General features: G+C 65.2%; 14 protein-coding genes. 4 read left to right on the top strand and 10 right to left on the bottom strand.

Annotated elements, in window-relative coordinates; genetic code table 11:
* Nucleotides 1–16: 16 nt before the first annotated feature.
* The 7 genes from purL to purB form a co-directional block, all read right to left on the bottom strand.
* Nucleotides 17–2,227 carry a phosphoribosylformylglycinamidine synthase subunit PurL gene (gene purL / locus GLX_RS03860; protein WP_014104721.1) on the bottom strand — a complete coding sequence of 737 codons (2,211 nt, stop codon included), beginning with the start codon at nt 2,225–2,227 and terminating at the stop codon, nt 17–19.
* The gene (gene purQ, locus GLX_RS03865) at nt 2,224–2,928 is read right to left on the bottom strand and encodes a phosphoribosylformylglycinamidine synthase subunit PurQ (protein ID WP_014104722.1); all 705 of its coding nucleotides are present in this window, start codon (nt 2,926–2,928) and stop codon (nt 2,224–2,226) included. The genes purL and purQ overlap by 4 nt, the downstream gene beginning before the upstream one ends.
* The gene (locus GLX_RS03870; protein WP_014104723.1) at nt 2,925–3,308 is read right to left on the bottom strand and encodes a Rap1a/Tai family immunity protein; all 384 of its coding nucleotides are present in this window, start codon (nt 3,306–3,308) and stop codon (nt 2,925–2,927) included. The genes purQ and GLX_RS03870 overlap by 4 nt, the downstream gene beginning before the upstream one ends.
* Nucleotides 3,305–3,547: a phosphoribosylformylglycinamidine synthase subunit PurS gene (gene purS / locus GLX_RS03875; protein ID WP_014104724.1), complete on the bottom strand. Its 243-nt coding sequence runs from the start codon at nt 3,545–3,547 to the stop codon at nt 3,305–3,307. Before purS ends, GLX_RS03870 begins: the two co-directional genes overlap by 4 nt.
* Complete coding sequence (purC, locus tag GLX_RS03880) at nt 3,544–4,308, bottom strand: phosphoribosylaminoimidazolesuccinocarboxamide synthase (RefSeq protein WP_014104725.1); 765 nt, start codon at nt 4,306–4,308, stop codon at nt 3,544–3,546. Before purC ends, purS begins: the two co-directional genes overlap by 4 nt.
* A gap of 130 nt (nt 4,309–4,438) precedes the next feature.
* Nucleotides 4,439–5,182: an NRDE family protein gene (locus GLX_RS03885; RefSeq protein ID WP_014104726.1), complete on the bottom strand. Its 744-nt coding sequence runs from the start codon at nt 5,180–5,182 to the stop codon at nt 4,439–4,441.
* Nucleotides 5,183–5,224: 42 nt separating this feature from the next.
* The gene (purB, locus tag GLX_RS03890; protein ID WP_014104727.1) at nt 5,225–6,577 is read right to left on the bottom strand and encodes an adenylosuccinate lyase; all 1,353 of its coding nucleotides are present in this window, start codon (nt 6,575–6,577) and stop codon (nt 5,225–5,227) included.
* Between the two features lie 223 nt (nt 6,578–6,800).
* On the opposite strand from purB, the gene GLX_RS03895 reads away from it, so the two are divergent.
* From GLX_RS03895 to GLX_RS03910, 4 genes are read left to right on the top strand one after another with little or no spacing between them, the layout of a single operon-like run.
* A complete protein-coding gene (locus GLX_RS03895) occupies nt 6,801–7,406 on the top strand; it encodes a YjbE family putative metal transport protein (RefSeq protein WP_014104728.1) in 606 nt (201 codons plus the stop codon).
* Complete coding sequence (locus tag GLX_RS03900; RefSeq protein ID WP_014104729.1) at nt 7,406–9,382, top strand: lytic transglycosylase domain-containing protein; 1,977 nt, start codon at nt 7,406–7,408, stop codon at nt 9,380–9,382. The genes GLX_RS03895 and GLX_RS03900 overlap by 1 nt, the downstream gene beginning before the upstream one ends.
* Nucleotides 9,382–9,846, top strand: a complete 465-nt coding sequence (locus GLX_RS03905; protein WP_014104730.1) for a phosphatidylglycerophosphatase A family protein — start codon at nt 9,382–9,384, stop codon at nt 9,844–9,846. Before GLX_RS03900 ends, GLX_RS03905 begins: the two co-directional genes overlap by 1 nt.
* A 34-nt stretch (nt 9,847–9,880) precedes the next feature.
* Nucleotides 9,881–10,384, top strand: coding sequence for a CinA family protein (locus GLX_RS03910; protein ID WP_014104731.1), 504 nt, complete (start codon nt 9,881–9,883; stop codon nt 10,382–10,384).
* Nucleotides 10,385–10,554: 170 nt separating this feature from the next.
* On the opposite strand, the gene GLX_RS03915 is transcribed toward GLX_RS03910, so the two are convergent.
* The 3 genes from GLX_RS03915 to lipA are packed head-to-tail and all read right to left on the bottom strand — an operon-like array spanning nt 10,555 to nt 12,443.
* Nucleotides 10,555–10,923 carry a hypothetical protein gene (locus GLX_RS03915; RefSeq protein ID WP_014104732.1) on the bottom strand — a complete coding sequence of 123 codons (369 nt, stop codon included), beginning with the start codon at nt 10,921–10,923 and terminating at the stop codon, nt 10,555–10,557.
* Between the two features lie 33 nt (nt 10,924–10,956).
* Nucleotides 10,957–11,451, bottom strand: a complete 495-nt coding sequence (locus GLX_RS03920; RefSeq protein ID WP_014104733.1) for a type II toxin-antitoxin system RatA family toxin — start codon at nt 11,449–11,451, stop codon at nt 10,957–10,959.
* A complete protein-coding gene (lipA, locus tag GLX_RS03925; protein WP_014104734.1) occupies nt 11,451–12,443 on the bottom strand; it encodes a lipoyl synthase in 993 nt (330 codons plus the stop codon). Before lipA ends, GLX_RS03920 begins: the two co-directional genes overlap by 1 nt.
* Between the last annotated feature and the right edge of the window lie 37 nt (nt 12,444–12,480).

Genomic DNA, 12,480 nt, shown 5'->3' on the forward strand with positions numbered 1-12,480 from the left:
GTCTGAAGCTCCTGCCCTATCGGTCCATCAGTCGCGGAAAGAATTCGGAATGCACCGCGCACAGACGTGCCTTGGATATTGTGGACCCGTTGGGCAATGTCAAACCCCCGCCCCCCGAATGGCCCAGCCTGCGGCATGGCACACCAGCTTTTTGCGCCAGCGTGGCAAGGCCCGCGCCATCACGCACCGCCACGATGTAACGCGACTGGTCCTCGCCAAACCAGAAGGCTTCAGGCCGCATGCCGGACTGCGGTGCGTCCAGCACGCAGCCCGCCTGCCCTGCCATGACCATCTCGGCCACCGCCACCAGCACGCCGCCATCAGCCACGTCGTGGCAGGCAATGACCGTACCATCAAGGATCAGCCCGCGCACGAAATCGCCATTGCGCCGCTCGGCGGCAAGGTCGAGTTCAGGCGGCGCGCCGTCCTGCCCGCCAAGGATCTCACGCAGCCAGATCGACTGGCCAAGCTGGCCCTTCGTCTCGCCCAGCAGCATGACATCACAGCCTTCGGGCATTTCCAGCCCGACTGCCTTATTCACGTCCTCCAGCACACCCAGCCCGCCAATGGCGGGTGTGGGCAGGATGGACTGCGACGTGCCATCGGGTGCGCGCGTTTCGTTATACAGCGAGACATTCCCGCTTACGACCGGGAAGTCGAGCGCACGACACGCCTCCCCCATACCGGCGATGGCATCGACGAACTGGCCCATCACTTCCGGCTTTTCAGGCGAGCCGAAGTTCAGGTTGTCCGTTACCGCCAGCGGGCGGGCGCCGGTTGCGGTAATATTGCGCCATGCTTCCGCCACGGCCTGCGCGCCACCCAGCTTCGCATCCGCGCGGCAGTAGCGCGGCGTGCAGTCAGTGGTCAGCGCCAGGCCGATCTGCGTATCCTCAACCTTTACGATCGCAGCATCGGCCGCGCCCGGTCGGCGCACCGTCTGGCCGCCCACCGTGCTGTCGTACTGGTTGTACACCCATGCGCGGGAAGCAAGGTCCGGGCAGCCGATCAGCCGCAGCAGCGCCTGTTCGGTGCCCACCGGGTCAATGATCGGCTCCATCGGCTGCGGCTTGCGTGCCGGAGCCGTGGGGCGGTGATAGACCGGGGCCTGGTCAGCCAGCGGCGCAAGCGGGATGTCGGCCTCGACTTCGCCCCTGTGGCGGATCACGATGTTGCCGGTATCGGTCAGATGCCCGATCACGGCAAAATCCAGTTCCCATTTTTCAAAGATGGCGCGCGCCTGCTCGGTGCGGTCGGGGCGCAGCACGATCAGCATGCGCTCCTGGCTTTCGGACAGCATCATTTCATACGCCGTCATGCCGCGTTCGCGCTGGGGCACGTTATCAAGGTCAAGGTCGATGCCAACACCGCCCTTGCCCGCCATTTCAACGGAAGAAGACGTAAGCCCCGCCGCCCCCATGTCCTGAATGGCTACGATGGCATCGGTTGCCATCAGTTCCAGGCAGGCCTCGATCAGCAGCTTTTCAACAAACGGGTCTCCGACCTGCACGGTCGGGCGCTTGGCCAGTGCATCTTCATCAAACTCCGCCGAGGACATGGTGGCCCCGTGAATGCCGTCACGCCCGGTCTTGGAGCCGACATAGATCACCGGATTGCCAATACCCGCGGCAGCAGACAGGAAGATGCGGTCCTGCCGTGCCACGCCCACCGTCATGGCGTTGACCAGCGGGTTACCATCATAGGCGGGGTGGAAATTGACCTCGCCCCCCACGGTGGGCACGCCCACACAGTTGCCGTAGCCACCCACGCCGCGCACCACGCCATCAACGATGCGGCGCGTCTGCGGGTTGTTGGGGTCGCCAAAACGCAGGGCGTTGAGGTTGGCGACAGGCCGCGCCCCCATGGTAAACACATCGCGCAGGATGCCGCCCACACCGGTCGCCGCACCCTGATAGGGTTCGATGAAGGACGGGTGGTTATGGCTTTCCATCTTGAAGATGGCGGCCAGCCCCTGCCCGATATCGACCACGCCCGCGTTCTCGCCGGGGCCATGGATCACCCATGAGGCGGTGGTGGGCAGGGTTTTCAGATACGCGCGCGATGATTTGTACGAGCAGTGCTCCGACCACATGACCGAGAAGATACCCAGTTCCGTAAACGTGGGCGTGCGGCCCATAATCGACAGGACATTGCCGTATTCTTCCGCCGTCAGGCCGAATTCGCGCGCCAGTTCCGCGTCAACGGGGCGGGATAACTTTGCACTCATCCGACCACAGCCTCCACCAGCCCCGTAAACAGGGGTTTGCCATCCTCACCCCCCATCAGCGGATCAACCAGATCCTCCGGGTGGGGCATCATCCCGCATATACGCAGGTTCTCGCTGAACACACCGGCAATGGCATTCATCGACCCATTGGGGTTGAGCCGCGCATCCCCCGCATCCAGATGCCCCGATTCCGACACGTAGCGGAAGGCCACGCGGCCGGTATCTTCAAGCATGCGGATGGTCTCGGCCGCCGCAATGTAGTTGCCATCGCCATGCGCCATGGGGGTGCGGAACACGTCGCCCTTCGCCCAGTGCCGCGTAAAGGCGGTGCCATCACGTTCCACGCGCAAAAAGCAGTCCTGTGACAGGAAGCGCAGCGATGCGTTGCGCAGGAGTGCACCGGGCAGAAGCTGTGCTTCGGTCAGGATCTGAAAGCCATTGCACACGCCAAGGATATACCCGCCCTGCGCGGCAAATTCACGGATTGCCGCCATGATCGGCGCATGGGCGGCCATCGCGCCACAACGCAGGTAATCGCCATAGCTGAAGCCGCCGGGCAGCACCACAAGGTCGGTGCCCGCGGGCAGTGCGTCCTCGCGGTGCCAGACCATGGCGGGGGCGTGGCCGGTCACGCCACGCAGGGCGATGGCCATGTCACGCTCGCGGTTGGTACCGGGGAAAACTACAATCGCCGCCTTCATTTGCCGCCGCCGCAGGGATAGGATTCATGCAGTGCGGTAAACACGACCTCGCCCGCCGGGCGGGACAGCCCTTCACGGTGGGCCTTCATCCAGCCAACCACCTTGGTGCGCATGTCCGCCGTGGGGGTTTCCGGGGTTATGCAGAAGGCCGCGACATCCTTGGCATCCTTCTCCGCATTGCGCACGAACAGGTGGTCGAGCGCACCGGCATCGGCCACGCCGGAGATATAGGAATCACAAATACCGGTGCCAGCAGGCTTGGTGCACAGCGTGCCAAGCTGTTCGCCCGTCATGCGCGAGACGCGCTGGGCGGAGGCATGGGTTGCGGGCAGGCCCGCGGCCAGCACGCAGCCAAGGGCAAGAAGGCGGGCGATCTTCATCCAACGACCTCCGTCACGAAGTCCTCGATCACAAGGTTGGCCAGCAGCGCGCGCGCCATGGCATCGGCCTGCGCGCGGGCGCGTTCGCGGTCGGTCTCGTTCACCTCAAGCTCGATCACACGCCCGATGCGGACTTCGCCCACGTTTTTGAAATCCAGAACATGCAGGGCGTGTTCCACCGCCTTTCCCTGCGGGTCGAGCACGCCTTCCTTCAGCATGACGGTCACACGCACCTTCATTGCATTACCTCCGGTCCCTTCATGTCGGAATTCGTGGCCTCGGGCAGGATGCCCAGACGCATCGCGACTTCCTGGTATGCTTCTTCAACCCTGCCCATGTCCTTGCGGAAACGGTCCTTGTCCAGCTTCTCGCTGGTCTTGGCATCCCACAGGCGGCAGTTATCGGGAGAGATTTCATCAGCCAGAACGATGCGCATGTTGTCGCCCTCGAACAGGCGGCCGAATTCCAGCTTGAAATCGACAAGAATGATGCCGATGCCCATGAACAGGCCGCACAGGAAATCGTTGATGCGCATGCTCAGCGCCACGATGTCTTCCATGTCATGCGGGCAGGCCCAGCCGAAAGCGGTGATGTGCTCCTCGCTTACCATCGGGTCATTCAGGGCGTCATTCTTGTAATAGAACTCGATGATCGGGCGCGGCAGGCGCGTGCCTTCCTGGATGCCCAGCCGCTTGGACAGGCTGCCTGCCGCCACGTTGCGCACCACGACTTCAAGCGGGATGATCTCCACTTCGCGGATCAGCTGCTCACGCATGTTGAGCCGGCGGATGAAATGGGTGGGAATCCCAATATCGTGCAGCCGCAGCATCAGGTGTTCGCTGATACGGTTGTTCAGCACCCCCTTGCCGGTGATGATGCCCTTTTTCGCGCCGTTGCCGGCGCTGGCGTCATCCTTGAAATACTGCACGAGGGTGCCCGGCTCGGGCCCCTCGAAAAGGATCTTGGCTTTTCCTTCGTAAAGCTGGCGGCGGCGGCCCATACTCGTCCTTCACATAACGCTGCGGGAACGGGCCGGGAGCGGCCCCTCCCCTGATCTGTAGGATATGCTGCTGGCATGATCCCGGATGATGCGCATGCCATAGCAGCGTTCCCGGCGGGAAGATACCATTTTACCCTGCCTGCGCGGCGGAAGCATTCAGGTCGATGGGCTGGTAGCCCACCCGGTCCGGCGCACCGGCGGCAAAAAACCATGAATGGCGGTTATCGCCCGCCACCCCGATAGCCGATGAACTGCATGTGCCAAAGCCCGAGCGCGGCGGGATGTTGATCTCGCTGCCCGCGGGCAGCGACCGGTCGGCCAGAAGCATGGTCCATGCCGCCCATTGCGGCGGCACGGGGCGCGCGGCCGCACGGAAGCGCGGCAGGTGGCGGTGGATGCGCGGCATGGCCATGTCATCGGGGTCGGTGGTGGCGATCATGTGCACGCCGGGCGGCAGCGCCTCGACCTGCGGCTGGCCGTAGCCGGGGCCACGGATGAAGAAGGCATCCACCCGGTCGGCCACGATCATATTGAACGACCGCCACGCACCCGCATCAATAGTGGCGATATGATCCACCGCCGCCCGCGCGGTATCAAACTGCCCCGCCAGCAGCGGCAGCGCCCCGCGTGAGTTCTTGCCCGGCATGGGACCAAGGCTGCCCACGCGGTTCATGATGCCCGCGACCACGCCCGCATCGTTCAGCGTAAGCCACGAACCACCGGCCACCTGGTCCTGCCCGCCTACAATGCCGGGATGGGCACTCCAGTGTCGCCCCGGCGGCAACCAGGGGCGGTCAAGGCGCTCGTCACGGTTGGCCGCCATGAGCAGCGGCCAGTCCTGAGCCGGATCGTGGGAGATGACGACTGTACACACGCCTTGATATCCTGCTGTTGTCCGTACCGCGACGGTGCCCGGTCAACCGCGTGCGGGGCCGGCCTCACCAAACACGCGGGTGAATGTGTGGTCGAGCATCCGCAGGTGGGATGCGCTGTCCATGGCGGCGTCCAGCACCTCGGGCGGCACCCGGCCCGCCACTTCGGGGTCGGCCTCCAGGTTCTCGCGGAAGGTCTTCCCGTCGGGCTTGCCCAGCCGGGTCCATGTGGCCATGGCGTTGCGCTGGACGATACGGTACGCATCCTCCCGCAGGATGCCCGCGCGCGCAAGGGCCAGCAGCACCTCGCCCGAATGCACGACACCGCCCAGGCTCTCGATATTGGCCTGCATCTGCTCGGGATAGACCACCAGCTTTTCCATCATACCCGCAAGGCGCATGAGCGCGAAGTCCAGACCGATGGTGCCATCGGGGCAGATATTGCGCTCGACAGAGGAATGGCTGATGTCGCGCTCGTGCCACAGCGCCACGTTTTCCAGCGCGGGGATGACGTGCGAGCGGACAAGGCGGGCAAGGCCCGTCAGGTTTTCCGACAGCACGGGGTTGCGCTTGTGCGGCATGGCCGAGGAGCCTTTCTGCCCCTTGTGGAAGAACTCCTCCGCCTCACGCACTTCTGAACGCTGCAGGTGGCGCACTTCGGTGGCCAGCCGCTCGATGCCGCTGGCAATCACCGCCAGCGCACAGAAATACGCCGCATGCCGGTCACGCGGAATGACCTGGGTCGAGACATCCTCTGGCTTGAGGCCCAGCTTCGCCGCCACGTATTCCTCAACGCGCGGGTCGATATGGGCATAGGTGCCCACGGCGCCCGAGATGGCGCAGACCGCAATCTCCTCACGCGCGCGGAGCAGGCGCGCGCGGTTGCGGGCGAACTCGGCATAATGCCCTGCGATTTTCAGGCCAAACGAGGTCGGCTCGGCATGGATCGCGTGGCTGCGGCCGATGGTCAGGGTGTGCTTGTGCTCGAACGCGCGGCGCCTGAGTGCGGCCAGCACGGCATCAAGGTCTTCCAGCAGCAGATCGGTCGCCTGCACCATCTGCACCGACAGGCAGGTGTCCAGCACATCGGACGAGGTCATGCCCAGGTGTACGAAACGGCTGTCGGGGCCGACCTTTTCGGCAAGCCACGTCAGGAAGGCGATCACGTCGTGGCGGGTTTCGGCCTCGATCTCGTCAATGCGGTCAAGGTCGGCCTGCGAGAAGGCGGCCATCGCGGCATCGCCCTTCTCGCGGATGGTCTTTGCCGCGTCCTTGGGAATCGCGCCATATTCCGCCATGGCCTCGCAGGCCAGCGCCTCGATCTCGAACCAGATGCGGTAACGGTTCTCGGGCGACCAGATGGCGGCCATGACAGGGCGGGTATAGCGCGGTACCATGGTATGGGATTTCCTTGCGGCAATGACGTAAGATCAGATGTGTGGCCGCCTTCCTAGCCAATTCTGGTGGCGGCGTCTCCCTGTATATTCGCGCACGCGCGCCCAATCCTGCATACATCATCTGTCATAACTGGGGTGATTGCATGTTTTATGCCACCGGCCCCATAAACGGTTGTGAAACCGTAGCCCCATCCGGGCCGCAAGCCAGGAGCCCGCCCCGCCCATGTCCGCCTTCCTTTCCCCTTCAGCCCTGTACGCCCTGGCCCAGGTCGTGCTGATCGACGTGACCCTGGCGGGTGACAACGCCATTGTGGTGGGCATGGCAGTGCGCAACCTGCCGCCCAAGCCGCGACGAGTCGCAATCCTGTGCGGCGTGCTGGGGGCGGCGGTCATCCGCATCTGCCTGGCGCTGGTGGCGGTCAGGCTGCTGGCCATCATCGGGCTGACGCTGGCGGGCGGGCTGCTGCTTTTGTGGGTCTGCTGGCGGATGTACCGTGAACTGCGCGGCAGCGCGCCGGATGCGGAGGGCACACCCGCGCCGGGTTCGCTACGCAACGCCATCATCCGCATTATCGTGGCCGACCTGTCCATGAGCCTTGATAACGTGCTGGCCGTGGCGGGGGCGGCGGGCGAGCATATTGGCGTGCTGGTGGCGGGGCTTGCGGTCTCGGTGGTGCTGATGGCGGTGGCGGCCTCGCTCATTGCGCGGCTGCTGGAACGGTATCGCTGGATTTCATGGGTCGGGCTACTAGTGGTGCTGGCGGTTGCGATCGAACTGATCGTCAAGGGCGGGGGCGAGGTCTGGACCCATGTTGGGGGGGGAGCCTGATGTCTCCCTTCGCGCGCCCCGCCATGGTGGCCGCCGTGGCGCTGACAGCACTGGTTGCCCGCCCTGCCCCGGCACAGCCGCCCGCCACCCCCGTGGATGCGGGCTGGCCCACCCCCCGGCAGGCCGCAACAGGCAATGCCGATGATGACCCGGTTGCCGCCCGGCTGCTGGTGTACCTGCGCCTGCTCTCGCCCGCCGGGGGCAGTACGGATGAATACGCGACCTTCCTGGGCGAAAACCCGTCCTGGCCGCAGCGTGCGCTCCTGCTCGCCCGCTTCCAGCAAGCCCTTGCGACCGAACCGGACAGCACGGCGGCGACCCGCCTGTGCAACACCCCTGCCCTACCCCTGACCGACGTGCACGCCCTGCTGCGCTGCGCCACCTCCACCCCGCGCCCCCCTGGGCTGGACGGGCAGGCGCGCGCGGCATGGATCGGGCGCGCCGACACCCCAGCCGAATCCCAGGCCCTGCTGGCGGGCTTTGGCACGATCCTGACACCACAGGACCACTGGCAGCGCTTTGACCGGCAGGAACGCGCGGGCAGGGTCGATGCGGCAACCCGCCAGGTGCCCCTGCTCTCGCCCGCCCAGCAGGTCGTGGCCCGTGCACGGCTGGCGCTGCGCCGCAACGACGCGCAGGCGGAAATGCTGCTGGCCGCCGTGCCGCCCGAACAGCAGGCCGATGCGGCCCTTGTGCTGGACCACCTGCGCTGGCTGCACCACGCGCAGCGGCTGGATGATGCACTGGCCCTGTGGCGCACGGGCGGGGCGCAGACGGAGCGCCAGCAGGCCCCCGCCATTGCCGCCCAGTTCTGGCGCGAGCGTGACGGGCTGGCACGCGACCTGCTGCTGGCCCACCGCACGGCCGATGCCCTGTTCGTGGCCAATGACAGCGCGGACATCGGTGCCGCCAACCATTACGATGCCCTGTTCCTGACCGGCTGGATCCGGCTGGAATACCTGCATGACGGGGCGCACGCGCTGGCCGATTTCACCCCGCTGGCGCAGGCGGTGCCGGTCATTACCCGCAGCCGGGGGTTATTCTGGGCCGGTCGCGCGCTGGAGGCCACAGGCCACCACGGCGCCGCCCACGCGCAGTGGGAGCAGGCCGCGGACCTTGCCAATACCTTCTATGGCCAGATGGCCATCGCATGGCTGGGCGGCAATACCACGAACCAGCTTCTGGTGCCCGATCAGGCGGGCCGCCATATCCGTGCCTACCTGCTACGCCAGAGCGAACCCACCCCCAGCGTTGCCGATTCCGTGCGCTTTGACACCACCGACCTGGCGCGCGCGGCCGAAATCCTGGTTGCGTGGGGCGACCGGCGGCATGCGCGTGACTTCATCATGGCACTCGATGCACAGGGCACCAGCACCATTGACCATGTACTCGCCGCCCGCATGGCCACGCGGCTGGACATACCCGATGCCGCCGTGATGATCGCCCGCCTGGCCGGGCGCGACGGGCTGACACTGGTGCATGAAGGCTGGCCGCGCACCTATACGCCCCCCACATCCACCCTGCCGGCCGATGTGGAACTGGCGGTAGCCCGGCAGGAAAGCGGGTTTGACGCCTCCGTTGTCAGTCCCGCCCATGCGGTGGGGCTGATGCAACTGCTGGTGCCCACCGCGCGCGAGGTGGCGCGCAAGGCCGGGCTGCCCGCAACACAGGTCAACGCCCAGTCCCTGACCGACCCGCAGTTGAACATGCGGCTGGGTGCTGCCTTTCTGGCTGACATAGCCCAGCGCATGGGCGGTAGCGTGCCCTATGTGGCCGCCGCCTACAATGCCGGGCCGCACCGTACCGACACATGGTTGCAGACTCTGGGCAACCCCGCGCGCGACACCCCCGTCCCCGATGCCATGCTGGACTGGATCGAGAGCATTCCTTATGGCGAGACCCGCAATTACGTTGAACGGGTGGAGGAGAACATGGCCATCTACCAGGCCACCGACCCCGCGCTGGGACAGGGCTGATGCGGCGCGACACCGCCCGGCTGGTCGCGACCTTTGGCGGCTGTGGACTGGCCCCGTACGCGCCGGGCACGATGGGCTCGCTTGCCGCCCTAGTGGTGGGGGTGCCGCTGCTGGGGCACTGGATCTGGATGGCGATGGCCATTCTGGTGTGCACTACCGTGGGGTATCAGGCCACGACCGTCGTCTCGGACGGGGATGACCACGGCTGGATCGTGATTGATGAGGTGGCGGGCATGTGGCTGGCCATGTTCCCACTTGCCCCCCTGCCGCTGCACGCCCTGCGCTGGGCGGATGGACTGTGGCTGTTGCTGGCCTTTGTCCTGTTCCGCCTGTTCGATATTACCAAACCCGGTCCGGTGGGCTGGTTTGACCGCAGGCATGATGCGCTGGGCATAATGGGAGATGATATTGTGGCGGGGCTGATGGCTGGTGCCATACTGGCAGGCATCCATGCCCTTGCCTGAAGCGTTATGACCGCCTGAAACGGAGACCCGTCACATGCTGCCACATACTCTTCTTGCCCGCATACCCGATGCACTGGCCCGCTTCCGCGCGGCGGGGTGCCGTATTGTCACCGCGGAAAGCTGCACCGGTGGCCTGCTGGCCGCCGCCCTGACCGAAGCCTCGGGGGCATCCGATGTGGTGACGGGCGGCTTTGTCACCTATTCCAACGCCATGAAAGCCAACGCGCTGGGCGTGCCCGCAATGCTTCTGGAGCGTCATGGCGCGGTCAGCCGGGAAGTGGCGGCCTCCATGGCGCAGGGCGCGCTGGGGCGTGCGCCCGATGCCAACCTGGCCGTTGCCATTACCGGCATAGCCGGCCCCGGCGGCGCGGTGGCGGGCAAGCCAGTAGGGCTGGTATGGTTTGCCGTGGCCGGTGGCGGCAATGTGGAGACGGTCTCCCACATCTTTGCGGGGGAGCGGTGGGATGTCCGCACCCAGGCCGTGCGCACCGCGCTGACGCTACTGCTCGATTACGCGGGACGGCTGGCGGCGGAATGAAAATGCTCTTGGAGGCTGTTTGAAAGTCAGGCTCAATAATATCCTGAAATTATAAAATTTTTTGGTGAGGCTTTTTCCAAAAAGCTTCAGAAGACGCCGCCTTTTTGAAAAAAGGCGGCACCCAGGAACTTTTCTTATTTCTTATCAATGATTTGTTTTCAAACACTCTCTTAGTAACCTGCACCATCAGCAGACGGCGTACGCGGCACGGGTATGGTGCCGGCCGTCTCACCCGTACCAGATGCCTGTACGGCATGGCGCGCGGCGCGACCGGCGCCCCCCAGCCCTGCCCCGCCCGCAGCGACCGGGGCAGCGGATGCGGGTGCCACCGGGCTGCTCTGTGTAGCCGTGGTGGAGGCTGGTAGTGCCGCCCGCGCTTTCCGCAGGCTCTGCGCGTTCAGATCATCCGTCTGGGTATCGGTGCTGGATTCCGCCTTGTGGGCACGGGCCGCGTGATGGGGTGCGGGAGCCGCCATGGCGGGCAGTGTGGTGCACAGCAGGGCACCGCCCAGCATGGTGGAAAGCAGGCGTTTGGTCATGACGGAATCCTTCTGTCCGGTTTGATGCGGCGCTCAGACGCTGCCGGCCTTGGCCGTGCTGCCCACGGACGGCGGCACGGGGGCGGCAGGCGTGGGAGGGGGGCCGTATATGTCACGCGCGCGGCGGATGAAGGCGGAAACCATAAGGCGCACCGCCTCGTTAAACACCACCCCGATCGCGGCCTGCAGCAGGCGGGAGCGGAACTCGAAATCCACAAAGAAATCAACCTGGCACCCACGCGGTTCGGGCGTGAAGGTCCAGACGTTGTTCAGGTAGCGGAACGGTCCCTTTTCATAACTGACCCGGATTGTGGCTGGCGCTTCAAGCAGCACGCGGCTGGTGAATGTCTCGCGGAAGGGGCCAAAGCCGATGGTCAGATCCGCTACCAGTTCGGTCGCCGTGCGCGTGCGCACGCGCGCAGCCGTGCACCACGGCAGGAACTGGGGGTATTTCCCAACGTCGGCCACCAGCTCAAAAAGCTGGCTGGGGGAATAGGCGATAAGCCGACGTTCGGCATGGGTGGGCATCACATAATCTCCATTGCGCCACGCTCAGCTTGCAGGCGTTGTTCGCGTGCGGCGCGCAGCTCCGCAAAATCAGAATCCGCATGGTACGATGACCGCGTAAGCGGCGAGGAACTGACCTGCAGGAACCCTTTTACCCGGGCCATGCCCGCGTAATCGGCAAATTCCTCCGGTGTCACGAACCGGGCCACCGCAGCATGCTTGACCGTGGGCTGGAGATATTGCCCCAGCGTGATGAAATCAACATCCGCAATCCGCAGGTCATCCATGACCTGCTGTATTTCGGGCCGTTCCTCGCCCAGTCCAAGCATCAATCCCGATTTCGTGAAGATGGAGGGATCCAGCCTTTTCACATCATCCAGCAGCCGCATGGACTGGTAATACCGCGCGCCGGGACGGATGGTGGTGTACAGCCGGGGCACGGTTTCAAGGTTATGATTGAACACATCGGGGCGCGCGCGCACCACCACTTCCAGCGCGCCGGGCTTGCGCAGGAAGTCTGGGGTCAGGATCTCGATCGTGGTATCGGGCGCGCTGTTACGGATCGCCCCGATCACGCGCGCGAAGTGGTGCGCCCCGCCATCGGGCAGGTCGTCGCGGTCCACCGAGGTAATGACCACATGCCGCAGCCCCAGCCGCGCCACCGCATCGGCCACGCGTCCCGGTTCATCCGCATCGAGCGCATGCGGCATGCCGGTGGTGACATTGCAGAACGCGCAGGCGCGGGTACAGATCTCGCCCATGATCATCATGGTGGCGTGGCGCTGGGACCAGCATTCGCCAATATTGGGGCAGGCCGCTTCCTCGCACACCGTTACCAGGTTGTTGTCGCGCATGAGCTTGCGCGTCTCGTGATAGGTGGGGTGATTGGGGGCGCGCACGCGGATCCACTCGGGCTTGCGGGCAATGGGGTTGTCGGGCCGGTGCGCCTTTTCGGGGTGCCGCAGGGCGGCATCCGTCTTTTTGCGGTGGTCGATCGTCAAACGCACGGACATAGCATGAACATCCCATCTGGCAGGCTGGTGGACCAGA

It is taken from the genome of Komagataeibacter medellinensis NBRC 3288, assembly GCF_000182745.2.
Taxonomy (GTDB): domain Bacteria; phylum Pseudomonadota; class Alphaproteobacteria; order Acetobacterales; family Acetobacteraceae; genus Komagataeibacter; species Komagataeibacter medellinensis.

Bases quoted from the DNA above. Each gene is read 5' to 3' on its own strand.
- GLX_RS03900 (WP_014104729.1), top strand. From the start codon at position 7,406: ATGTCTCCCTTCGCGCGCCCCGCCATGGTGGCCGCCGTGGCGCTGACA.
- GLX_RS03910 (WP_014104731.1), top strand. From the start codon at position 9,881: ATGCTGCCACATACTCTTCTTGCCCGCATACCCGATGCACTGGCCCGC.
- GLX_RS03895 (WP_014104728.1), top strand. From the start codon at position 6,801: ATGTCCGCCTTCCTTTCCCCTTCAGCCCTGTACGCCCTGGCCCAGGTC.
- purQ (WP_014104722.1), bottom strand. From the start codon at position 2,928: ATGAAGGCGGCGATTGTAGTTTTCCCCGGTACCAACCGCGAGCGTGAC.
- GLX_RS03920 (WP_014104733.1), bottom strand. From the start codon at position 11,451: ATGCCCACCCATGCCGAACGTCGGCTTATCGCCTATTCCCCCAGCCAG.
- purL (WP_014104721.1), bottom strand. From the start codon at position 2,227: ATGAGTGCAAAGTTATCCCGCCCCGTTGACGCGGAACTGGCGCGCGAA.
- GLX_RS03870 (WP_014104723.1), bottom strand. From the start codon at position 3,308: ATGAAGATCGCCCGCCTTCTTGCCCTTGGCTGCGTGCTGGCCGCGGGC.
- GLX_RS03905 (WP_014104730.1), top strand. From the start codon at position 9,382: ATGCGGCGCGACACCGCCCGGCTGGTCGCGACCTTTGGCGGCTGTGGA.
- lipA (WP_014104734.1), bottom strand. From the start codon at position 12,443: ATGTCCGTGCGTTTGACGATCGACCACCGCAAAAAGACGGATGCCGCC.
- purS (WP_014104724.1), bottom strand. From the start codon at position 3,547: ATGAAGGTGCGTGTGACCGTCATGCTGAAGGAAGGCGTGCTCGACCCG.
- GLX_RS03915 (WP_014104732.1), bottom strand. From the start codon at position 10,923: ATGACCAAACGCCTGCTTTCCACCATGCTGGGCGGTGCCCTGCTGTGC.
- purB (WP_014104727.1), bottom strand. From the start codon at position 6,577: ATGGTACCGCGCTATACCCGCCCTGTCATGGCCGCCATCTGGTCGCCC.
- purC (WP_014104725.1), bottom strand. From the start codon at position 4,308: ATGGGCCGCCGCCGCCAGCTTTACGAAGGAAAAGCCAAGATCCTTTTC.